Below are 22,126 nucleotides of genomic sequence, written 5' to 3'. Positions count from 1 at the left end.
GGGGCTCCCATATGGCCGCGATGCTTGCGTCGGACACAAAGCGGACAAATACGGACATTGTTGATATGCAGGGGAAAAGTTCTTTTGAGCTTTACAGCAAGCGCTGATGGCTTACGATGATCAGGCCAATTTATCTAGCCTGAGTGACCATGCCGCCCATTGCCGCGACCCCCGAACCCCCTTATTACGCCGTCGTGTTTACCTCGATACGCACGGATATCGATGAAGGCTACGATGCGATGGCCGCGGCAATGGTGGAGCTGGCCGCTCGGCAGCCGGGGTTTCTGGGCGTGGAGTCGGCGAGAAATGACGTGGGTGTAACGGTTTCCTACTGGGCAGATCTGGCGTCCATCAAGGCGTGGAAAGCCCATGCCGAGCACCAGCAGGCGCAGCGGCTGGGCCACCAGCAGTGGTATCAGCACTTCAAGACTCGGATTGCCAAAGTGGAGCGGGATTACGGGTTCTAGGCAAGCTACATCACCAGCCCGGCTAAAAACTGCAGCAGAAGTACCAGCAATAACACTGCCACGCCACCCGCAAGGCTTGTGAGCAGCGCGTGGCGTTTCCAGAGAACGAGTACGCCATGCCCAAAGCGGTAGACTAGCCAGGCCAGGCCGAAGTAGCGCAGGCCGCGTGCTATCAGGGCGGCCAGGGCGAAAAGCAAGATTGGGTAGCCGGAAAGCCCGGCGGTAATCATGGCTATTTGAAAGGGAATCGGCAAGATCCCGATGGCCAGCACGGCGGCAAAACCGTACTGGTTGAAAAAGGTCTGGAAGGACTGAAAGCTCTCCTCGATACGCATGAATTCGATGAACCACACGCCCAAGGTTTGAAACAGCAGCAACCCCACCCCGTAGCCCACCAGCGACGCTACAAGGCAACCTGCAGTCACCGACGCCGCCATGTGCCATATCCGTGACCGGTTGCTGGCCATCAGCGGAATGAGCATCAGCTCGAGAGGTATGGGCAGGATGATGGTTTCCAGAAACGAAAGCACGCCGAGAAACCATAGCATGTGCCTGGAGCCCTTGATGCGTTCAAGCCATGCTTTCGCTGATGTTGATGCAATGGCCATGGGTAAGCTCACATCGCCGGGTTGATGCGGCGATAAATAGCCGCCAATACACTATAGGCACCAAAGGCAAATAGCCCGACGGCGACAAAGGCCAGAAGCCATTGGCCATAGGCCTGGCTGCGTAGCGCACTGAACACTTCTTCGGTGCCTCCCGCTTCGCTGGGGCTTATCTGATACGCCGCGATGAGAAAGAAGCTTCCCACGATTACGAATACCAGGCCGCGAATGCTAAGGCCGAATCTGCACACCGGGTAGGCCCAGCGTTTGGTGTGTTCAGGCATATCGAAGTTCTTGTCGAATTTGGCTTTGAGACCCTTCAGTCCATGGGCGATGCCGGCGCCGATAATCGCAAGCCCGACAGCGCCGACTATCCAGCGCCCAAACGGCTGCTGGAGCAGCCAGCTGACCGTGCCTTGTGAACCGTTTGATTCACCCGACGAGCCGCCCAACCGGAAGATCAGGCTGGCGGCATAAAAGGCCAGAAGCGTATGGGTAACGGCACTGACCATGAGCCCTGCGCGTATGGCGAGGCCTTTGGCGTCGTTGCCGTGGTGATCGGCATCCTTGAGTGCCTGGATGGTGCGCCACATGGCATACCCTAATAGCCCAAGGGCAATGACTGCCAGTATGATTTTGCCAAAGGGGGCGGTCAGCACTCTTTCGAGCGCGCCGCGGCTGCCTTCGGTCTGGCCGCCTTCACCAAAAGCGGCAAGGGCTGCCAGGCCACCGATAAGCAGATAAACGACCCCACGTGCGGCATACCCCATTCGAGCGAATAGGGTAATGGCGTCCCGGTGATCAGGCGCAGATGTACGATTGGCCACGGTGTCCTCCTGACTGAAATGGCTTTATGCAATATCCATATAAAGTGGTTATCTATACTGGGTGAGTCGCGTGGTATTGTCTAGCAAGTGATTGGCAGGGCAGTGAGGTATTACTGCTTATCTGGTTTCTTGCGAGCCATCACAAGTATTGGGTTTTACCTAGAGTAACCATTCATGTCTTCTTTATGCTCACCGCTTTTCTGGCGTGACCCGCGGATGCCGCATGTAGAACTACGCGTCATCCATGATGCCCGCGAGATCTGTTATGCGCCTCATAGCCATGAGCACTGGTCGTTAGGCGCGGTGACTGCGGGCAGAAGTACGTTTCAGTATGGTGAGGCAACCTACTCAATCCGTGCGGGAGATCTGGTGCTGATGAACCCGCACTGGGTGCATGCGTGCAATCCGGTCAGCGGTGAGGCCTGGGCTTATCTGATGTTATATGTGGACACGCCGTGGTTGACGGAGTTGCGCTTCAAGGCTGGGCTACTCTCATCACCTGATTGGCTGGATTTCACTACGGCGGTGGTATCAGAACCACGCTTATATGCGAATTACCAACACATGGCGGCGTGCCTGTTGAGCCAGCAAAGCACTGCTGAAAAGCAGGCGACACTCGTCAACTATCTGCTTGAAGTGATGCATGCCCTGGAGCCCGCGTCCGATTCAGAGACTCGCCGTATTCCAGAGGGATTACAGGCAGTGGCTGACTACCTGAATACCCACGCTGGCTGCGATATATCGCTTGAACAGCTTTGTCGTTTTTCAGGCTATAGCACGGGGCACCTTATTCGCGCCTTCAAGCAACACTATGGGCTGACACCTCACGCCTATCTGATCAATCGACGCGTACAGTTGGGCCAGCATGAGTTGAAGCAGGGTAAAACCATCGCCGCTGCGGCCCTTGATGCAGGCTTCAATGACCAGCCCCATTTTCAACGAACCTTCAAGCGTCTGGTGGCGGCTACGCCGAACCAGTATCGTCAGTGATTGGTATCGCTAGTTTTAGTCGAGCAGTAAATAGACACAGCTTATCGCCAGAAGCGCCGCAAGCAGGCGATTAATGCTAACCAGCAGCCAAGGCTTTTGAACATGGTGTTTCAGAAAAGCACCGGCGACTACCCAGCTGGCCAGTGAAAGCCAGCAGATGGGCAGATAGAGTAGAGCGAATACGGCAATCAACGTCAGGTCGCTGCCACTGGTATAAGCGCTGATTCCGGATGCCGAGGCAATCCAGGCCTTGGGGTTTAGCCATTGCATCAGCGCGCCGGTCATGAAACTCGGCGCTTTCAGTGAGGCTTGCTGAGATAGTCTTCCGTTATCCCTGGCGAGTTTGACGCTCAAATAGAGAAGAAAGACCACACCGCCCCAGCGCAGTAACTTCTCAAGCAGGGGCAGGCTTTCCAGCAGTGAGTAAAGCCCTGCACCGATACCTAGAAACAAGGCAACAAAGCCAAGCGTCGCGCCCGTTACGAAAATCAGTCCCTTCGCGAGGGAATAGTGGGTACCGCTACTCAGGCACACCAGATTGACCGGCCCGGGAGAAATGGATGCCGCCAGGGCGAAAGCGGACATGGAAAGTAGTAGTGAAGCGCTCATGGTAATCCTCCAGATGTGGAGGGATTTTGCTGCGCCCTGGGTGACGTGTATTGAATAAAATTTATGTGGGGTTGCCACTGCGCAAGATTCGGGTCGGCAGCGGGCGTGCAGGCGCGTAATCTGTGATGACTGGGAACTGTCAGGAGCTTTCGATGGATGATTATGCGCGTATCGAGAAGGCCATGGCGTACATGGTGGAGCGGGCAGTGCTTCAGCCCAGCCTTGATGAGGTGGCGGCTCACGTTCACTTGAGCGCCTATCACTTTCAGCGCCTGTTCTGCCGCTATGCGGGCGTTTCGCCCAAGCGCTTTTTGCAGGCGTTGACACTTGAGCGAGCCAAGCGATTGTTAAAGGAGCCGCGTGCATTGCTCGATGTTGCCCATGAGCTTGGGCTGAGCGGCGGCTCACGGCTTTACGATCATTTCGTTCAGTTGGAAGCGGTTACCCCTGGCGAGCACAAGCGTCAGGGGGAAGGCGTATGTATCGAGTACGGTGTGCACGCAACGCCCTTGGGTAGCGTGCTGGTAGCGACAACCCCGCGCGGCATTTGTCGAATGGGCTTTGTGGATGCTACCAGCGCCGATGAACTGCTGGCGCGACTTGCCAGGGAGTGGCCGCGAAGTACGCTCCATCATCGCCCTGAGGCGACGGCGTATGTGGTCGATGCGTTATTTGCAGCGCCGAAAGCCGAGCCCGGTACGTTAGCGCTTCACGTGACCGGTACCAATTTCCAGGTGGCCGTATGGCGGGCGCTGCTCACCATTCCTGAAGGGCAGCTGGCAAGCTATACGCATATTGCTCAGGCATTGGGCATGCCTAAGTCGTCGCGAGCCGTGGGTAATGCGGTGGGGGCTAATCCCATTGCGCTATGGATTCCCTGCCACAGAGTTATTCAACAAAGCGGTGCACTGGGTGGTTACCGCTGGGGTCTACCTAAAAAGCAGATGGTGCAAGCCTGGGAGATTGCCCAGATGCAAACACCCGTGTCTGAACCCGAGCTGTTAACCATCCACTAGCGACTCACGGAGGCTGTAAATGAACATCACTGCCATTCAAGCCGATATTACGACCCTCAATGTTGATGCCATCGTCAACGCTGCCAATACGTCACTACTGGGTGGCGGCGGGGTGGACGGCGCCATTCATCGAGCAGCAGGACCTGAGCTGCTTGAAACCTGTCGAACGCTGGGCGGATGCCCGACCGGAGACGCAAAGCTCACCGAAGGGTTTAAGCTACCGGCACGCTATATCATCCATACGGTTGGCCCGGTATGGCATGGTGGCACACGCGGTGAAGCTGACCTGTTGGCATCGTGCTATCAGCGCGCCATGGCATTGGCGGAATCTGCTGGTGCTCGCACGGTGGCATTTCCAAGCATAAGCACTGGCGTATACCGCTATCCTATCGAAGACGCTGCACGTATTGCCGTCTCAACGGTAAGTGAGGCGCTGAAACAGTGCACTGCTGTTGAGGCGGTCACGTTCTGCTGCTTTTCCGACGCTGATCTGGCGGTTTACCAGGCATATCTTGAGCAACTGTCCGCGTAACTCGCTGTGGTGCTAGACGGCTGGCTCAGTGCCCAAACACCGACCAGCCGGTACGCTGAACAAACATTTCAAGCGCTTCTGTGCCCAGCAGGCTATTACCATACTCATCAAGACCCGGCGACCAAACGGCGATAGCGCCCTGGCCTGGCGCAATGGCCAGAATGCCGCCGCCCACCCCGCTTTTACCCGGCAGCCCGACCCGAAAGGCGAATTCGCCCGAGGCGTCATAGTGGCCGCACATCATCATCAGCGAGTTGATACGGCGTGCGCGCTGGGGGGAAACCACGCGTATATTGCTGGGTTGGTTGACGCCGTCGGAGGCTAGAAAGAGCCCCGCGTGGGCAAGCTGTTCGCAGCTCATGGCGATCGCGCATTGATGGAAATAGGTACCCAGCACCTTGTCTACATCGTGACGCAGGCGGCCGAAGGCTTTCATGAAATGGGCGAGGGAGGCGTTACGGTCGCGGTGGGCCATTTCGGAAGCGGCGACCGTATGGTCAAAGCAGATACTCTCGTCATCCGCGATATAGCGCACAAAGTTGAGAAGCTCGGCGAGCGTTTCCTTGGGCTCGTGGCCCATCATGATGGCATCGACGACGGCGATAGCGCCGGCATTGATGAAGGGATTACGCGGTTTGCCGCCTTCATGCTCAAGCTGAACGATGGAGTTGAACGGGTCGCCGGATGGCTCGCGCCCTACGTTTGCCCAAAGCGCATCGCCCATCTTGCCAAGGGCAATGGTAAGCGTGAATACCTTTGAAATGCTTTGAATGGAGAACGGTGCCGCCGCACAGCCTGCCGAGTAGCGCTCGCCATTGACGGTAGCAAGGGAAATGGCAAACCGGTTGGGGTCGACATGAGCAAGTTCAGGAATGTAGTCGGCAACCTTGCCGCGCTCGGTCTTGGTCGCCATCGCTTCGGCGATTTCATTGAGTAGTTCTTGCATTTAATGCCGCTTTAGTAATGAACCGATAAAAACGGCTACTTTAGCTGAAAAAAGAGTTCATGTCTTCTTAAGCCTTTTCTGAAGAAACAAAGATGCTTGATATCGGCCGCAGGCATTCAAACTTTAATATAAAAATAACTTTCTTTTTTTTCGAATTATTCGTTCGTATTTATCGATTTTATATTTTTTCTTAAAAAAAGTGGACATGCTTTTTATTTTGCTTTGTTTTTTTGTGTCTAAAAGTATTATGTTTTAAAGCTCTTTGATTTTAATAAATTTTTAATAATTTAGTTAGCTGGTTATTTGTTCTCTTTTATTGTTTTTTATTTTATTCGATAACAAATTCCAATTCTCGTGATTGGTATTTTTAATCATTATTTTTTTAATAAAGTTTTTTAGTCTTTTTGCAAAGTATATGTTGCCGGGTTTTTAAAGTTATTGTTTAATGCCTGCGCATCCTCCCCGATGCCCTACCTATTAGCGAGCGTAAATAAACATGACTTTTAAAGTCTCCCTGCAGGTGCCTTTTTATGGGTAACCGGCATCCCCTTGTCTTGGCCATTGGAATGGCACTGGGCACTATCTCGATAGCTGGATGTAGTTCTGGTGGCGGTGGTGGTGGCACTGGTGAAAGTGACCCTAACTTGGGGATTCATAACGCTGCCCCCGTCATGCAACCTGCCACTATTGCCCCCATGATGGTGGCCAGTAAAAAAGAAAGCGTAACGCTATCTACTGACATCCGATTGGCCGTGGTCGATAGCGCGTTTGATGTTGAAAATTTAACCAATAACCATCTGGTCATTGATACGTTAAATGTTCATACCAACAGTACTGACGTGAGCGGTGGTAACGAATGGCATGGTAACGCCGTTGCATCGGTCATTACGGGCGGCACGTTGGGTAACGCACGGCTTGATCTGATCAAGGTCGAGCAGGATGGCGTCAACCGCAGCAGCGCGATCAACTATGCCGTAGGCGAAGCCGCCGAGCGGGGCGCTCGCGTTATCAATGCAAGCTTTTCCAAGCGCTACCTGGCCAGTGACCCGCGCCTTGCGTTTAACGGCGTAACGGCCCGGCAGTCTCTTGATCAGGTGGTCAACGCCAACGGCGGCAGCGGCGCTGTTTACGTTATCAGCGCCGGCAATGAGGGAACGGCCATGCAGACAGAAGGGCGGCCGATTTATGAAAGCTACCCTGAGCTTTACAACATGATGCTGATTGCCGTGGGCACGACCCCCGATGGCAATATCCATCCCTCGAGTTCCTACCCGGGCGATGATACGCGCTTGCAGGAACGGGCAATTGCCACTGACTACGTGCATCGACAGGTAAACGCTCAGGGTACATCGTTTTCTGCCGCGCGTATTTCCGAGTACGCGGCGGGCATTCTGGCGCGCTGGCCGCACTTGAACGCCCAGCAGGCCAGTAAGCGGTTGCTGGATACGGCCAGTCAGGATAGCGCACTGTTTGCTCAAAACGATTGCGGAAGCCAGGCAACGACCAACTGTGGCACCTACTACCTTGGCCAGGGTATTGCCGACATCAATGCAGCTCTGGCGCCCGAGGGTGAGCTCGTAGTGGCACAAAGCGAGCAGGTAGCGGCGGGTGGCGAGCTGGCAGAGCGCTCTGAGATACTGTTGTCAAGCGCCTTCGGCAAGTCGCTGAGCGAAGCAGGCGCGCTGGATAACGTGGCCGCCTTTGACAGTCTGGGCCGCGACTATCAGGTCAATTTGAGCGGGCGCGCCCAGCCGCGTACACAGCGCGCAACACAGCTGCGTAGCCAGATGGAGCAGTTGACCCAATACTCGTCCGCCTCCTTGCAAACGGAGTCGGTCAGCATGGGGCCTTATAGCTTCACGTCCAGCATCAACGGTGCCGGTGATCTGCTGAGCAGCCGCTTTGACGGTGCACTGGGTAACGCTTCATTGAGCGCCTTCAACTTTGCAGGCTCTCAGGCAAGCCCGATGAGCGCCTACGCTGAGTCGGGCATGATGCCGATGATCTCTTTCCAGAGCGGGTCTGCACTTACTCAGTCGCTGGATAGCGTTAACGGCGTAAAAGCGAATTATGCACTGGGTGATACCCTGAGTTTTATCGCCACGCACTGGGCCGGTAACGAGCTTGAGACCACCAATGATCGTGACTACCAGGCCAACCGTTCTGATGTCGGCTTCCAGTGGCAGCTATCGCCGGCGCTGAGCATGACGACCCAGGTCGGCCGCCTGCAAGAGCGCAATGGCTTGATGGGCGCGAGCGGTTCGGGTGCCTTGGGCCTGGGCGAGCGTAACGAAATGACCTTTGCAGGTATTACCCTGCAAGCCCAGCACGGCAATGGAATAAGCTCGTTTGCCGAGTTCGAACAGGGCCGTGGAGACGCTGAAGGCAACGGCCTGCTGGCGCATCTGCGCGATATTCGTGCGCAGAAAGTAGCCATGGGATTGCAGTGGCAGGACGACAACGAACGGGCAGCATTTTCACTACAGCAGCCGCTGCGTATCGAAAGTGGTATTGCCACCCTTGATGTGCCGGTAGGACGCACGCTGGATGGCGGTGTTATCCGCGAAGAGCGCGAAGCGCAGCTTTCGCCTTCGGGCCGTCAGGTGGATATCGAGTTCGGTTATACGTATTCGCCCAGCGCCAATACCCGCTGGCAGTTCAACCTGTTACATACGCTTGAACCCGGGCACGATGCTGATGCATCCTCTGATACCGCTGGAATGGTGAGCTTCTCTACCCTGCTGTAAATTGTCAGCAAGGATATAAGCACGATATCTGCATAGCGAGCCAGCCCTGTGGGCGGTTTATGCAGAGCGCATTAATGGCCTGATCCCCTGTGCCGGGCTCGGGCCTTTCTTTTTTCTGAAACCTCGTGTGTCAGCGCATTGCATCCTGGTAGAGCGCTCGCTAAAGTTTCGCCTCTTTCAAGCCTATAAAACGCGGAGCCGGCGCATGCCCACCCTAATGATTCAAGGCACTACTTCCGATGCGGGAAAAAGCACGGTGGTAGCAGGGCTTTGCCGGGTATTGCAGCGCCGCGGTTTTAGCGTGGCGCCGTTCAAGCCTCAGAACATGGCGCTCAATAGTGCCGTCACGATCGATGGCGGTGAAATTGGCCGCTCGACCGCCTTGCAGGCTCAGGCGGCAGGCGTTGCCCCGCATAGCGACATGAACCCTGTACTGCTCAAGCCGGAAAGCGACCGCGGCTCCCAGGTGATTCTGCGGGGCAAGGTCCATGGGCACATGGATGCGCTTGACTATCACGCGTTCAAAGAAACCGCCAAAGAGAGTGTGATGGCCGCCTGGCAGGCGCTTGAATCCCGCTTTGATATCATCATTGCCGAAGGCGCGGGCAGCCCCGCCGAGATCAACCTGCGCAAGGGCGATATCGCCAATATGGGCTTTGCCGAAGCGGCCGATTGCCCGGTGCTGCTGGTTGGCGACATTGACCGGGGCGGCGTGTTTGCGCAACTGGTCGGCACGCTCGAACTGCTGAGTAGCAGTGAACAGGCGCGTACCCGCGGATTTATCGTGAACCGCTTTCGCGGCGATATAGGGCTGCTGGCGCCGGGCCTTGAGTGGCTAGAATCGCGAACCGGCAAACGCGTTTTCGGCACCTTGCCGTATCTTCAAGGGCTACTGCTGGATGCCGAGGATAGCGTGGGCCTGACCCGCCATTCACCCCGGGAGGCACTGCTTGACGTCGTCGTGCCTGCGTTGCCGCGCATCAGCAACCATACCGATTTCGACCCGCTTCGCCTGCACCCTCAGGTGGCGCTGCATATGGTGGGTCCTGGCCAGCCGATTCCCCCCGCCGATGTGATCATTCTGCCCGGCAGTAAAAGTACCGCCAGCGACCTTGCCTGGCTCAAGCGCCAGGGCTGGGAAGCGGCTATCCAGCGGCATCTGCGCTACGGGGGGAAAGTGTTAGGCATTTGCGGTGGCTTTCAGATGCTGGGGGAGTGGGTAGAAGACGCTGAAGGCCTGGAGGGCACGCCCGGAAGAGTACAAGGGTTAGGGTTGTTGCCCTTGACCACTCGCATGGTGGCAGGCAAGCAACTGCGCAACGTCAACGGCGTGCTGGCGGGCGATACGGCGCAGGTAACCGGTTATGAGATTCACAATGGCGTCAGCAGAGGGCCTGCGCTTGAAAAGCCGTTGTTCGATCTGGGGACTCATCAGGATGGTGCCATCAGTGAAGACCGCCAGGTGCTGGGCACTTACCTGCACGGCCTGTTCGATCATGCGCAGGCGTGCCAGGCGCTTTTAAAACGCCTGGGGCTTGCTGAAGCGCTGCTGGTGGATTACCTGGCTCACCGCGAGCGGGAGCTTGACCGGCTTGCCGATACGTTGGAAACCCACCTGGACATCAGTGAGATCTTGTCACTTGTAGGGCGCGCTTAATCATGTGTGGCGCGCTTGGCCATCATGGTGATTTCAATACTGCCACCACCACACAGATGGGCTGATTCAGTACAGGTGCGTGCCGGATAGCGGCCTGGTTCAAAAAACTCGGCGTAAATGGCGTCCACGCTATTGATGTCGCCAAGATCCGTCAGGTGAATGTCGACGCGGATCACATCGGCCAGGCTGCCTTCTTCCTGCACCAGCATGCGTTGCAGTGCGCGCATGATCAGGCGAGTTTCTTCCTGGATATCGCCACGCACGGCATCGCCATTGGAAAGATCGGCCACGGTAAGCCCGGAGATGAACACATAGTGATCGTCCATCACCATATGACTTCCAGGAAAACTTGGCTTGGGCAGGGTCGGGTCGTTATTGAACTGAAGCATTGATTCTCCTCGGCATCCAAAACGGGTGCACCCTCTTGCGACTACGTAAGGGCCAATGCGTTCATATTGGTTAATAGTGGCTGGTGCGGCGCGCCCGTTTACTCTAGGCTTGCGGGCATCAATGTGGCTGATATCGATTGCAACGGCGTAAAGAGAGCGTAATGAAGGTAGTTCAGATCAAAGAGGCGGGACAGCGAGATGCCTGCCTGGCGCGCTTATGCGCTGAAGTGTACGGCCAGGCAGCGGGATTGACTCCGCTGGTGGTCTTTACCGGCACGCGCAATGTGCTGTTCAAACAGGAAGTGGCACGCCTGCTGGCGGGCGTGGATAACACCGGCAAGCCGCTGGCGCTGGCGCTGCTGGTGCTCGATGAAGCGGGTGAGGGCATGACCATCACCCATGCCTGTGGGCTTGAATCCGACGGGGCCAAGCAGCGTTTGATCAGCGAGCTGACGCTGAAGGCGCCGCTGCGGGTGGAAGTGGATAGCCCCGAGCAGCAGGCGTTCTATCAGGGCTGTGGCATCAAGCGCTGGTTCAAGGCCGATAACGGCGCGCACATTGGCTTGAGCGGGCGCCATCCGGCAGGCGGTATTGCTGAGCTGGCAGCCACGGTGGCGCTGGATGAAGCGCTGATCCTGCGGCGCTTCAAGCATGACGCCAAGGCTTTCGAGGTCGCCAAGCAGGATTTTTTGAGCGGACTCAAAGCGTTTCCTTCCAGCATCAAGGCCTGACGTTGACCGCCTGCGCAGGCTACTTTCTGGCCAGTTCGCGCATGGCGGTTTCAAGCCCCTCCAGGGTCATGGGATACATGCGGCTATCGATGATTTCCTGAATCAGCTGGGTGGAGTAGGTGTACTCCCAGGCGCGCGTGGGCATGGGGTTGAGCCATGCCAGACGCGGAAAGGCCTGGCATAGCCGCTTGAGCCATACGCCGCCGGGCTCATCATTGAAATGCTCCACGCTGCCACCTGGATGGGTCACTTCATAGGGTGACATGGCTGCATCGCCGACTACCACCACCTGATAGTCTGCACTGTAGGTATTCAAGACCTCCATGGTGGGGATGCGCTCATTGCCCCGGCGCATATTATTCTTCCACACGCCTTCATAAAGGCAGTTGTGAAAGTAGTAGTGCTCGAGATGCTTGAACTCCGAGCGCGCCGCGGAAAACAGCTCTTCACACACGCGGATATGATCATCCATGGAGCCGCCTACATCCAGAAACAGCAGCACCTTGACAGCATTGTGTCGCTCCGGGCGCATCTGCACGTTGAGAAGGCCAGCGTCGCGAGCGGTTTCACGTATGGTGCTGTCTACGTCGAACTCCTGAAGAGCACCCTGGCGGGCAAACTTGCGCAGCCGCCGCAGCGCCATCTTTATGTTGCGCGTGCCAAGCTCCAGGGAGTCGTCGTAGTCGCGAAAGCGCCGCTCGTCCCACACCTTGATGGCTCGGCGATGGCGCGAGCCGTCCTGGCCGATGCGAATGCCTTCCGGATTGTAGCCGTAGGCACCAAACGGGCTGGTGCCGCCGGTACCGATCCACTTGTTGCCCCCGGCGTGGCGCTCTTTCTGCTCTTCCAGGCGTTTCTTGAACGTCTCGATCAGCGCCTCGAGCCCGCCGAGGGATTCGATGTTGGCTTTCTCTTCCTCCGTCAGCTGCTTTTCAAATTCGCGGCGCAGCCACTCTTGCGGAATCAGCGCTTCGATGGCGGCGTCCATATCTTCAAGGCCTTCGAACCACGCCGAGAAGGCGCGATCGAAGCGGTCGAAATAGCGCTCGTCCTTTACCATCACCGTGCGCGCTACCTGATAGAACGCTTCCATATCGGCGAACACGACGCCGCGCTCCACCACGGCATGAAGATCCAGCAGTTCACGCAGCGAAACGGGCACGCCAGCACGCTTCAAGGTATCAAACAGGCCGATAAACATGGCTTAGCGCCCGCTGCTCTTCTGGCGGCGCAGCATGAACGCCAGGCGTTCGAGCAGGTGAGTGTCCTGCTCGTTCTTTATCAGTGCACCGGCCATGGGCGGCAGAGCCTTGGCTGGGTCGCGGTGATAAAGCGCTTCCTGGGCAAGCTCGTCGGCCATGAGCAGTTTGAGCCAGTCGACCAGCTCCGAGGTGGAAGGCTTTTTCTTCAGGCCGGGGGCGTCGCGCAGCTCGAAAAAGACGTTCAGCGCTTCGCTGACCAGACGCGGGGCGATGTCCGGGAAGTGCACATCGACAATGGCCTGCAGCGTATCGCGGTCGGGGAAATCGATGTAGTGAAAGAAGCAGCGGCGCAGGAAGGCGTCGGGCAGTTCCTTTTCATTGTTGGACGTGATGATGATGATCGGGCGCTTCTCGGCACGGATGGTTTCACCGGTCTCGTAAACGTGAAACTCCATGCGATCCAGTTCCTGGAGCAGGTCGTTGGGAAACTCGATATCCGCCTTGTCGATCTCATCGATCAACAGCACGACGCGCTCGCCGGCGGTGAACGCTTCCCAGAGCTTGCCGGGCTTGATGTAGTTGGCGACGTTTTCCACACCCTCGACGCCAAGCTGCGAATCGCGCAGGCGGCTGACCGCGTCGTACTCGTAAAGCCCCTGGGCCGCCTTGGTGCTGGACTTGATGTGCCAGGTGATCAGTTGAGTGTCAAGCGATGCCGCCAGCTCCTCGGCCAGCAGGGTCTTGCCCGTGCCCGGCTCGCCCTTGATGAGCAGCGGGCGCTCGAGCATGACGGCAGCATTCACCGCCTGTTTGAGTGCATCGGTGGCTATATAGGAAGCGGTGGATTCAAACGCCATGAAAGGGCCTCGGCTTGTTGAGTCTTGAAATAGAGATTCAAACAAGTGTACGTGAGGCTGGCCGCCCAGGCCAAGCGGTGCGCCTGGGCCATCATGATTGGCCGTTTTTCAGCGTCGTTTTCGCTACTCGGCGTAGACCATCTTGCGCGTCATGCCGCCGTCCGCCACGACGTTCTGGCCGGTGATAAAGCTGGCCTCTTCGGAGAGCAGAAAGCGGGTCAGCGCGCCGATATCCTCCGGCGTGCCAACGCGTCCAACGGGATGCTGCGCACGGTCAATGGCGCGGTGCTCGACGGGCTGTTGCCCGGCGGGTTTTTGCCAGTTGCCGACTTCTATCCAGCCGGGGCTTACCGCATTCACGCGAATATCCGGGCCGAGACTGACCGCCAGTGCGTGGGTCAGGGCCACAATACCGCCTTTACTGGCGGCGTAGGCTTCGGTATCCGGCTCGGACTGGATCGCGCGGGAGGATGCCATCAGCACGATACTGCCGCCCTGAGCACGTAGATACGGGGCACCGTGTTTGGCGCAAAGGAACGCCCCGGTAAGGTTGGTGTTCAGGTAGGCCTGCCAGGTGTCCAGTGAAAGCTGCTCGACCGGACCGTGAAAAGGGTCGGCGATGCCTGCGTTGTGCACGATGCCGTCCAGGCGGCCAAAGCGGCTGACGGTCTCTTCAAGACTCTTTACTACCTGTGTCTCAATGCCTGCGTCCGCCTGCAGGGCCAATAGCTGTTGGCGGTTGGGCAATCGTTCAACTGCCGCGTCGAGCGCTTCTTTATCGATGTCGGTGATGGCGACCTGATGGCCTTCGGACAATAACGTTTGCGCGATACCCAGGCCAATGCCCTGAGCACCGCCGGTAATGTAATAGGTGTGAGGTTGTGTCATGAAAGTGTTGCCTATGTAGTGTCAACTGGTCATTAGCTGTGAAGTAGTTGCCGCAAGGATTAGGTGATGCTTAATGAGGCAAAACGGTAAAAGGTGCGCCGCGCTGGTGCGCTTTTACCCATATTTCCAGACTACTCAGTATAGTATCAATAGTAAAAATATTTAACTTATTGTATTTTAAGGATAAATAATTTTTTGGCACGTAGATCGCAATATAATTACCAAGCAGCAAATGAATAGAGTCATTGGCATCGATATCGACCACGATAGTGAGTGCTCTCCCTTCTTTGCTATATCGCCAGGGCAAATTGACTGAGCGATACATAGAGTGAGCTGGCGTGCTCCACCTAGGCCTCCTTCGGGAGGTCTTTTTTTATGCTTGATAAAAGTTGATCCTGTACAAACCTATAACAAAAAAACAACAAAATATTTGGAAACAGTGTTCGAATAGTATACATTGTATAGGTAAGCCGGTTGTCCGGCGCTTGTCCCAGCTAAAAAGCAAAGAGGATTGACATATGCGCAACGTAAAATTGATTTCTGCCGCTGTGATGACTGCTGGCTTTGTGCTGGCAAGCCAGGCAGCGCTAGCCTATAACGCGGGTGATGCATTCGTTCGTGGTGGCTACGCCAAGACCGATACCGGTTCAGGCAATGGCAATATCGCAGGCGACTCGCTCAACGTTCAAAACGAAAGCGGCTTCACTTTCGGCGCCGGTTACCTGTTCACTGATAAAGTTGGCCTCGAGCTGAACAGTTCCGAGAAGTTTGAACACGAACTGAATACCGATCTTGCTGGCGGTATTGGCAGCATCGATCGTCTGCCGGTCAACCTGCTGGTGAACTACTATCCGCTGGGTGGCATGGATTCACGTGTTCAGCCCTATGTAGGTGCTGGCTTGAACTACACGCGTTTCTCCGGCGAGCCGAGCGACGTTGATGTCAAGGCAAGCTATGGTGCCATCGGTCAGGTAGGTGTTGATCTGGCGGTTACTGACAACGTATCGCTGAACAGCTTTGCAAGCTATGCAGACGTCAGCTCCGATATCCGCACTGGTGGTGATACCGTCGGTAAAGTGGATATGGATCCGCTGACAGTGGGTGGCGGTGTTACACTGCGCTTCTAAGCGTCAACCAGTAGAAGAGTTACTCAACACCCGGCCTTGCGCCGGGTGTTTTTGTAGGTGAATAGCCAGCCCGATTCGGGCTGGGGGCCGTCTCAGGGCGTCAGGTTATCGTGACCGCTTTCAGTCACCAGTACGTTATCTTCGATGCGGATTCCGCCGCAGGGCAGTAGCTCATCGATCAGCGCCCAGTTAACGGGCAGCGCTTTATCACGCAGCGGCTCTAAAAGCATGGGAATGAAGTAGAGCCCCGGCTCAATGGTTACGACCATGCCTGGGCGTAGTGTGCGGGTCAGGCGCAGGGCCGGGTGGTCTTGTGGTGCTGGCGCGGGCGAGCCATCCGGATGACGAAGGCCCGCCACATCGTGAACTTGAATCCCCAGCAGGTGGCCAAGCCCATGTGGACAGAAGGCGCGTGTAACCCCGTCTGTTACCGCCTGTTCCGGGGTGCCCTTGAAGAGGTCGTGAGCCACCAGTATTTCTGCCAGATGCTCATGCATGCGTTCGTGCAGAGCGACAAAATCCACTCCCGGCGCGATACTGTAGACTAGCTCATCCTTCAAACCGTGCAGCGCTGTGACCAGTTCCGCAAACGCCTCAGGGGCGTCAGCGCCAGCATAAGCACGCGTAATATCCGCGCAGTAGCCTCTGAAACGTCGCCCGGCATCCACCAGCAGGCTGAAGCGCTGCTTGGGTGGGGTCAGTTCGTAGTGCTGGTAGTGCAATACGCCGGCGTGCTCGTTGAGGCCAATGATATTTTGATAGGGCACCAGCGATTCACGCTGACGGCTGGCCGCCAGGTAGGCAAGCTGGATATCCAGCTCTCCTGAAGCACCAATGAACGCGGCCTGGGCTGCCTGATGGCCGGCCATGGCCAGGCGGTTGGCTTCACGCAGGCAGGCGATCTCATAAGGTGTTTTCGTTACGCGCAGCTCATCCAGGCTGCGCATCAGCGCATCAGGAGCGCGCTCGGCGTTCAGCGCTTGTTGCGTGTCTTGCGGCAGGCTGGCCACGTCACCGATCACCGCTGCCTTGCCATCAAGTGATGGCGTGGTTCGGCGGGTGCAAAGCTTAATATCCAGTGCGGATACCCAGGGCTCATCCGGTAATTGAGTCGTGAGATGCCAGAAATCATCCGGTGCATAGAGGTGCAGCTGCGGCCGTTTGCCGGGCTGGATGACCAGCCAGCTGTGCTGCACGTCCGCAAGCCCCACCCAGTGCATGAAATGCCCGTAAGATTGAAAAGAAGCCGCGTGGTCATCAGCAAAATGCATGGCGGCGTGGCCGCTGTAGATAGCCAGGCTATCAAAGCCGTGCTGCGCCAGCAGCGCGTCGTACTCGCGCTGTAGGTGGGCAATATGTTCAAGCTGCTGATTGAATAAGGTTGCTGACATGCAGGGGGTCCTGTTGGCGGTCTTATCGACGGTTTATGACTGACTGCGTGAATAGCTTGACGACGAGGGGAGCTCACCCCAGAGGCCATCGAGTTCGGCATGATGCTGCTTTTGATGGCGGTAGAGGCGAAGCTCCATGGGTACGTCCCAGCGGCTATCGCCGGCGCGCACCAGCGTGCCTTCGGCCAGTTCCGTTGACACACAGCGCTCGGGTAGCCAGCTCATGCCGTAGCCCAGCAGCAAAAGCTCCTTTATACCCGCGGCGTACAGGTTTTCACTCTGCGCAATCAAATGCGTGCTCTGAGGAAGCCTTGCCAGATGCGCCTTGATGGCCGAGCCCAGCAGGCCGCGCTTGGGGTAGGCAAGCCAGGGCGTGGGCTGCTGGCGCGTTCCGGGCAGCACGGCGTGGGGCTCCCCTTGGGCGGTGACGCCGGTGACGGGAATCAGCCGTTCGTGGCCAATTACCCGGTGATGGCAGTCGCTGGTATCAATATCCAGGTCACAGCGCCCTACGGGCCAGTAGCAGATGGCCAGGTCGCATTCGGCGCGCGCCAGGGCCTGAAAGTAGTCGTGAGCGATCCAGCCGGTAGCGCGCAAGTAGGGCTGTACCCGGTTTTCCCAACCCGAGGAGGCGAGCCACTCCGGCAGGAAATGGGCCAGCAGGCTTTGCGGCGCGGCGACCATGATACGCCGCTGCTGGCCTGCACTGATTTCACGCAGACGCTCGCGGGTCAGTCGTACCCGGTCGGTGACCTGCTCGCACAGGGTGAGAAACTCCTCGCCGGCCGGGGTCAGTGAAAGCGGTAGCGTCTGGCGATTGATCAACGTTACCCCCATTTCCTCTTCCAGAAGCTTGATGCGCCGAGAGAAGGTAGGCTGGGTAACGTGTTGATCATCTGCTGCGCGTGAAAAATGCCGAGTTCTGGCCAGGGCGATAAAGTCTTCTAGCCAGCGAATTTCCATGCCTTACCTCGCAGTGATGTGGCGTGCCTCGCACCTGAAGCGCCGCGATTCATAAGCGGCCTTCTTCAACAGCGTGGCACGCAACGCGAGTGCCGTCATTCTGCATCTGTAACAGCGGGATCTCCTGGCGGCAGCGCGCATTGGCATACGGGCAGCGGCCGTGGAACACGCAGCCACTGGGCAGGTGTACCGGTGTCGGCACTTCGCCTTCCAGCCGGATATGCTGCGGGCGGTCATCTTCCAGACGTGGAATGGAGGAGAGCAGCGCCTGGGTATAGGGGTGACGCGGCTTGGCAAACAGCGTGGCCGTGGTGGCTATTTCACACACCGTACCCAGGTACATTACCGCCACTCGGGTACCGAAGTGCTCGACCACGGCCAGGTCGTGGGTGATGAACAGATAGGTCAGGTTACGCGCGTGCTGGGCTTCCATGAGCAGGTTGAGTACCTGCGCCTGGATGGAGACATCCAGTGCCGAGATGGGCTCATCGGCCACGATAAACTCCGGGTCCACGGCAAGGGCCCGGGCAATGGCGATACGTTGACGCTGGCCGCCGGAAAACTCATGGCCAAAGCGCTTGCCCCAGTCCGGGTCGATACCTACCGAGCGCATTACCTCTTCGACCTTGTCGGCAATCTGCTGGCGGTTCCACTTGGGGTGGTGCAGGCGCAGCGGCTCTTCCAGGGTCTGCTGAATGGTCATGCGCGGGTTCAGCGACGCGTAAGGGTTCTGGAAGATCATCTGCATGCGCTTGCGATAGGGCAGCAGCTGGCGCGAACTCAAGTTGTCGATCCGCTGGCCGTCGTAGTGGATCTCGCCCTCGGAAGGGCTCAAAAGCCCCATGACCGTGCGCGCCACGGTGGACTTGCCGCAACCGGATTCGCCCACCACGCACAGGGCTTCGCCGCGGCTGATGTCCAGGTTTACGCCGTTGATGGCATGCACGTGCTCCTGGTGGCGAACAAGCTTGCCGCCCTTGAAACGCAGCTGCTCGAGAAAATCACCGGAGAGCGAGAAGCGCTTTTTCAGATCACGAATCTGCAGCAGCGGGGTGGCGGTTTCAACGTTTTCAGCGGGAATATGATTCACGGCCGCCGCACTTGCCTGGGCACTCATTGGCTCTCCTCCTTCAAGCGACGATCTTCCAGCAGCTCCGCCACCATGTGGCAGGCCACCTGACAGTTACCGGTCTGTACGAAACCGGGCACCTGCTCGACGCAGGCAGGACGCGTCTGCCCATCGGCGCGTTTGATGAAGTCGCAGCGCGGATGGAAGGCGCAGCCGCTCGGCAGATTGGAAAGCGACGGCATGCTGCCGCGAATCTGGTTGAGCTTCTCGCCCGGTGTTGCCATCTGGGGCAGGGCGTTGATCAGCCCTTGAGTATAGGGGTGCTGAGGGTCGTTGATGATCTCCCGCGTCGGGCCCTGTTCGATCACCCGGCCGGCGTACATGACCAGCATGCGCTGGGTCACCTGGCTTACCACGCCAAGGTCATGGGTGATCAGGATCAGGCCGACGTTGTGCTGCTCACACAGGTCCAGCAGCAGCGCCATGATCTCCGCCTGAATGGTGACATCCAGTGCGGTGGTTGGCTCATCGGCAATGATGATGTCCGGGTCGAGCAGCAGGGCGATGGCGATGATGATGCGCTGACGCATCCCGCCGGAGAGCTCGTGGGGGTACTGGTCCAGACGCTTTTCCGGCGAGGGAATCTGCACCTGACGCAGCTTGTCCAGCGCAATGGCGCGCGCCTCCCGCGAGGAGATGCGTCGGTGCGCCTTCAGGCACTCGACCATCTGCTCGCCGATGGAGAGCACCGGATTCAGGGTCATCATCGGATCCTGAAAGATCATCGAGATGCGGTTGCCGCGAATTTTCCGCAGACCGCGCTCGGACATGGTGTTCAGCGTCTGACCTTCAAAGCGGATGCTGCCCCCGGCAATGAAGCCTGGCTTGGAAATCAGGTTCAGAAGCGAAAAGGCCGCGACGGATTTACCCGCACCGGACTCGCCAACGATCCCCAGGCGCTCGCCGCGCTCGAGGGTAAAGCTCACATCGCGTATGGCCTTGACTTCGCCCTGGCGCAGGGCGAAGCGTACATCCAACTGGGAAACTTCGAGTAATGCCATGGTGTCCTCAGCCTTTGTAGAGTCGTGGGTTCATGACATCGCGCAGCCAGTCGCCCAGGAGATTGATAGACAGCACCAGCACCACCAGTACCGCACCGGGGATCAGCGTGATCCACCAGGAGCCTGACTGAATGTAGTCAAACCCTGCCTTGATCAACGAACCCAGTGACGGATGGGTTTCCGGCATACCCAGACCCAGAAACGAAAGCGCCGCTTCAGAAATGATCGCGTTGGCAATCTGCACCGTGGAGATGACAAAAATCGGCGAAAGCGTATTGGGCAGCACGTGGCGGAACATGATCCGCTTGCTGCGCAGGCCCATGACCCGGGCGGCATCCACGTACTCCTTGCTCCTTTCGGCGAGAACCGAGGCGCGCACGGTACGCGCATACTGCGGCCACTCGGCCAGGCCGATGATCAGCACCAGCATGAGCACGGCGTACTGGCTGTAGAATGCGCCGCCGAGGGTCGCCTTGACCACGGCACCGACGACGATGGCCACCATCAGCGTCGAGAACGAGAGCTGGATATCCGCCAGGCGCATCAGGAAGGCATCCACGCGCCCGCCCAGATAACCCGCCATCAAGCCAAAGGTCACGCCTAGAAGCGCCTGGAGAATCACCGCGCCAAAGCCGATCAATAGCGACACGCGGGTGCCGTAGAGAATGATCGACCACAGATCGCGACCCTGGGCATCGGTGCCCAGGGAGTACTGCTCATCGGCGCCATCGATCCAGAAAGGCGGTAGTTCCGAGGCCATGATATCGATCTGGCGTAGGTCGTAAGGGTCTGTCGGGGCCAGCAAGGGTGCCGAGAAGGCGGCCACTACCAGGCAGAGAAAAACGGCCAGGCAGAGCTGCGCGGTGCGGTCGCGCTTGAAGCTGTACCACACGAAGGAGTCGCGAAAGCGATCCAGGCGGCTGGGTGCCTTGTTCGTTGTCATCGTCATGCGGGCTTACCAGTCAGTTTTACAGTGGGGTTCACAAAGCCGTAGATCAGATCCACGATGGTGTTGGTCACCACGAAAATGACGCCGACAATCATTAGATAGGCCACGATAAGCGGGATATCGGCACGGTTGATCGCATCCAGGAACATCAGGCCCATGCCCGGCCACTGGAAAACGGTCTCGGTCAGGATGGTGTAGGCCACCATGGTGCCAATCTGCACACCACCCACGGTAATGACCGGCAGCATGGTGTTCTTCAGCGCATGCACGAAGTAGACGCGGCGCATGGAAATGCCCTTGGCGCGGGCGTACTTGACGTACTCAGACTGCAGTACTTCCATCATTTCCGCGCGGATCAGGCGGATAAACAGCGGCAGCATGATGGAGGCCAGCGAAATGGCCGGCAGTACCAGGTGCTTGAGCCCGTCCCAGGAAGCCATATTGGTGTCCCAGTGGCCGACAACGTGCACCAGGTCATAGCCACGCCCGAAGGACGGCATGTTGCCCTGAGTCGAGAGCAGGCCATTGAGCCAGGCGCCCCAACCGGTACTTTCCGGAAAGAGGGAGACGGTAATGCCGATGGAGAATATCTGGATGAGCACAATGGCGGTCAGAAATACCGGAATGGAAATACCGATGATCGACGCGCCCATGAAAAAGCGTGAAAGGACCGCGCGGGGCTTGATCGCGCTGTAGACCCCGATGGGTACCGATAACAGCACAATGATCAGCGTCGCGGCGAACACAAGCTCGAGCGTGGCCGGCAGATGGCGGGCAATTACGCCAAGCGCGGGTTCGCGATAGAAGTATGAGTACCCGAAGTCGCCCTGGACCGCGTTCTTGGCAAAGCGGCCATACTGCACCAGAAAGGAGTCATTCAATCCCAAGCGTTCGCGAAGGGCTTCGCGCTCACTTTCCGGGACCGACTGGCCCACCATCTGCTGTATCGGGTCACCCAGGTTGTCCTGAATGGCGAAGGCCAGCACGCTGATGACGAACATCACCAATACCGCGTGCATCAGCCGCTTGATTAAAAAGGCAATCATGGCGTACGCCACCTATGTAATAGTGTTTAACAAAGGGTCTATCGGTAAGTGTTTTAA

Annotated in this window: 22 protein-coding genes; 8 read left to right on the top strand and 14 right to left on the bottom strand. The window is 57.5% G+C overall.

Annotation, left to right across the window (positions count from 1 at the left end):
* The first annotated feature begins 149 nt into the window (after positions 1-149).
* Positions 150-467 carry an antibiotic biosynthesis monooxygenase family protein gene (locus tag B0H98_RS12590; RefSeq protein WP_106375417.1) on the top strand — a complete coding sequence of 106 codons (318 nt, stop codon included), beginning with the start codon at positions 150-152 and terminating at the stop codon, positions 465-467.
* 5 nt (positions 468-472) lie between these two features.
* Here the strand turns inward: B0H98_RS12590 and B0H98_RS12585 are convergent, their stop codons facing one another.
* The gene (locus B0H98_RS12585) at positions 473-1,075 is read right to left on the bottom strand and encodes a YqaA family protein (RefSeq protein WP_106375416.1); all 603 of its coding nucleotides are present in this window, start codon (positions 1,073-1,075) and stop codon (positions 473-475) included.
* Between the two features lie 8 nt (positions 1,076-1,083).
* Complete coding sequence (locus B0H98_RS12580; protein WP_106375415.1) at positions 1,084-1,899, bottom strand: DUF1206 domain-containing protein; 816 nt, start codon at positions 1,897-1,899, stop codon at positions 1,084-1,086.
* A 174-nt stretch (positions 1,900-2,073) separates the two neighbouring features.
* Here B0H98_RS12580 and B0H98_RS12575 point away from each other — a divergent pair, with 174 nt between their 5' ends.
* Positions 2,074-2,889, top strand: a complete 816-nt coding sequence (locus tag B0H98_RS12575; RefSeq protein ID WP_106375414.1) for an AraC family transcriptional regulator — start codon at positions 2,074-2,076, stop codon at positions 2,887-2,889.
* A 15-nt stretch (positions 2,890-2,904) separates the two neighbouring features.
* Here B0H98_RS12575 and B0H98_RS12570 read toward each other — a convergent pair whose 3' ends face one another.
* Positions 2,905-3,498 (bottom strand): LysE family translocator, encoded by a 594-nt coding sequence (locus B0H98_RS12570; RefSeq protein ID WP_106375413.1) that lies wholly within the window; start codon positions 3,496-3,498, stop codon positions 2,905-2,907.
* A 152-nt stretch (positions 3,499-3,650) separates the two neighbouring features.
* Between B0H98_RS12570 and B0H98_RS12565 the strand changes: the two genes are divergently transcribed.
* Both B0H98_RS12565 and B0H98_RS12560 read left to right on the top strand, forming a co-directional pair.
* Complete coding sequence (locus B0H98_RS12565; RefSeq protein ID WP_106375412.1) at positions 3,651-4,514, top strand: bifunctional transcriptional activator/DNA repair enzyme AdaA; 864 nt, start codon at positions 3,651-3,653, stop codon at positions 4,512-4,514.
* A 19-nt stretch (positions 4,515-4,533) separates the two neighbouring features.
* Entirely contained in the window at positions 4,534-5,046 is a 513-nt protein-coding gene (locus tag B0H98_RS12560; protein WP_106375411.1) for an O-acetyl-ADP-ribose deacetylase, read from the top strand.
* Positions 5,047-5,071: 25 nt separating this feature from the next.
* Here the strand turns inward: B0H98_RS12560 and B0H98_RS12555 are convergent, their stop codons facing one another.
* Positions 5,072-5,992, bottom strand: coding sequence for a glutaminase (locus tag B0H98_RS12555; protein WP_106375410.1), 921 nt, complete (start codon positions 5,990-5,992; stop codon positions 5,072-5,074).
* Positions 5,993-6,663: 671 nt separating this feature from the next.
* Here B0H98_RS12555 and B0H98_RS12550 point away from each other — a divergent pair.
* Together B0H98_RS12550 and B0H98_RS12545 are read left to right on the top strand one after the other, a co-directional pair.
* Positions 6,664-8,739: a S8 family serine peptidase gene (locus tag B0H98_RS12550; RefSeq protein ID WP_244183128.1), complete on the top strand. Its 2,076-nt coding sequence runs from the start codon at positions 6,664-6,666 to the stop codon at positions 8,737-8,739.
* A 205-nt stretch (positions 8,740-8,944) separates the two neighbouring features.
* On the top strand, positions 8,945-10,396 hold the full coding sequence (locus B0H98_RS12545) for a cobyric acid synthase (protein WP_106375409.1): 1,452 nt from the start codon (positions 8,945-8,947) through the stop codon (positions 10,394-10,396).
* On the opposite strand, the gene B0H98_RS12540 is transcribed toward B0H98_RS12545, so the two are convergent.
* The gene (locus tag B0H98_RS12540; protein ID WP_106375408.1) at positions 10,393-10,785 is read right to left on the bottom strand and encodes a RidA family protein; all 393 of its coding nucleotides are present in this window, start codon (positions 10,783-10,785) and stop codon (positions 10,393-10,395) included. The two genes, B0H98_RS12545 and B0H98_RS12540, sit on opposite strands and share 4 nt — an antisense overlap.
* Before the next feature lie 161 nt (positions 10,786-10,946).
* Between B0H98_RS12540 and B0H98_RS12535 the strand changes: the two genes are divergently transcribed.
* Positions 10,947-11,516: a hypothetical protein gene (locus B0H98_RS12535; RefSeq protein ID WP_106375407.1), complete on the top strand. Its 570-nt coding sequence runs from the start codon at positions 10,947-10,949 to the stop codon at positions 11,514-11,516.
* 19 nt (positions 11,517-11,535) lie between these two features.
* Here B0H98_RS12535 and B0H98_RS12530 read toward each other — a convergent pair whose 3' ends face one another.
* The 3 genes from B0H98_RS12530 to B0H98_RS12520 form a co-directional block, all read right to left on the bottom strand.
* Complete coding sequence (locus B0H98_RS12530; RefSeq protein WP_106375406.1) at positions 11,536-12,717, bottom strand: vWA domain-containing protein; 1,182 nt, start codon at positions 12,715-12,717, stop codon at positions 11,536-11,538.
* Between the two features lie 3 nt (positions 12,718-12,720).
* On the bottom strand, positions 12,721-13,575 hold the full coding sequence (locus B0H98_RS12525) for an AAA family ATPase (protein WP_106375405.1): 855 nt from the start codon (positions 13,573-13,575) through the stop codon (positions 12,721-12,723).
* Between the two features lie 123 nt (positions 13,576-13,698).
* A complete protein-coding gene (locus tag B0H98_RS12520) occupies positions 13,699-14,463 on the bottom strand; it encodes an SDR family oxidoreductase (RefSeq protein ID WP_106375404.1) in 765 nt (254 codons plus the stop codon).
* A gap of 518 nt (positions 14,464-14,981) precedes the next feature.
* On the opposite strand from B0H98_RS12520, the gene B0H98_RS12515 reads away from it, so the two are divergent.
* Entirely contained in the window at positions 14,982-15,590 is a 609-nt protein-coding gene (locus B0H98_RS12515; RefSeq protein WP_106375403.1) for an OmpW/AlkL family protein, read from the top strand.
* Positions 15,591-15,682: 92 nt separating this feature from the next.
* Here the strand turns inward: B0H98_RS12515 and pepQ are convergent, their stop codons facing one another.
* From pepQ to B0H98_RS12485, 6 genes are read right to left on the bottom strand one after another with little or no spacing between them, the layout of a single operon-like run.
* The gene (pepQ, locus tag B0H98_RS12510) at positions 15,683-16,981 is read right to left on the bottom strand and encodes a Xaa-Pro dipeptidase (protein WP_106375402.1); all 1,299 of its coding nucleotides are present in this window, start codon (positions 16,979-16,981) and stop codon (positions 15,683-15,685) included.
* A gap of 33 nt (positions 16,982-17,014) precedes the next feature.
* Positions 17,015-17,944, bottom strand: a complete 930-nt coding sequence (locus B0H98_RS12505; protein ID WP_106375401.1) for a LysR family transcriptional regulator — start codon at positions 17,942-17,944, stop codon at positions 17,015-17,017.
* Positions 17,945-17,993: 49 nt separating this feature from the next.
* Positions 17,994-19,061 carry an ABC transporter ATP-binding protein gene (locus B0H98_RS12500; protein WP_106375400.1) on the bottom strand — a complete coding sequence of 356 codons (1,068 nt, stop codon included), beginning with the start codon at positions 19,059-19,061 and terminating at the stop codon, positions 17,994-17,996.
* Positions 19,058-20,074 (bottom strand): ABC transporter ATP-binding protein, encoded by a 1,017-nt coding sequence (locus B0H98_RS12495; RefSeq protein ID WP_106375399.1) that lies wholly within the window; start codon positions 20,072-20,074, stop codon positions 19,058-19,060. Before B0H98_RS12495 ends, B0H98_RS12500 begins: the two co-directional genes overlap by 4 nt.
* A gap of 7 nt (positions 20,075-20,081) precedes the next feature.
* The gene (locus B0H98_RS12490) at positions 20,082-21,023 is read right to left on the bottom strand and encodes an ABC transporter permease (protein ID WP_106375398.1); all 942 of its coding nucleotides are present in this window, start codon (positions 21,021-21,023) and stop codon (positions 20,082-20,084) included.
* Entirely contained in the window at positions 21,020-22,069 is a 1,050-nt protein-coding gene (locus B0H98_RS12485) for an ABC transporter permease (RefSeq protein WP_106375397.1), read from the bottom strand. The genes B0H98_RS12490 and B0H98_RS12485 overlap by 4 nt, the downstream gene beginning before the upstream one ends.
* Between the last annotated feature and the right edge of the window lie 57 nt (positions 22,070-22,126).

Origin of the sequence: Vreelandella songnenensis (assembly GCF_003002925.1) — a bacterium.
Classification (GTDB): Bacteria; Pseudomonadota; Gammaproteobacteria; order Pseudomonadales; family Halomonadaceae; genus Vreelandella; species Vreelandella songnenensis.
Note: the sequence above shows the minus strand (reverse complement) of the source record. Positions and strands in the feature narration are given on the sequence as shown.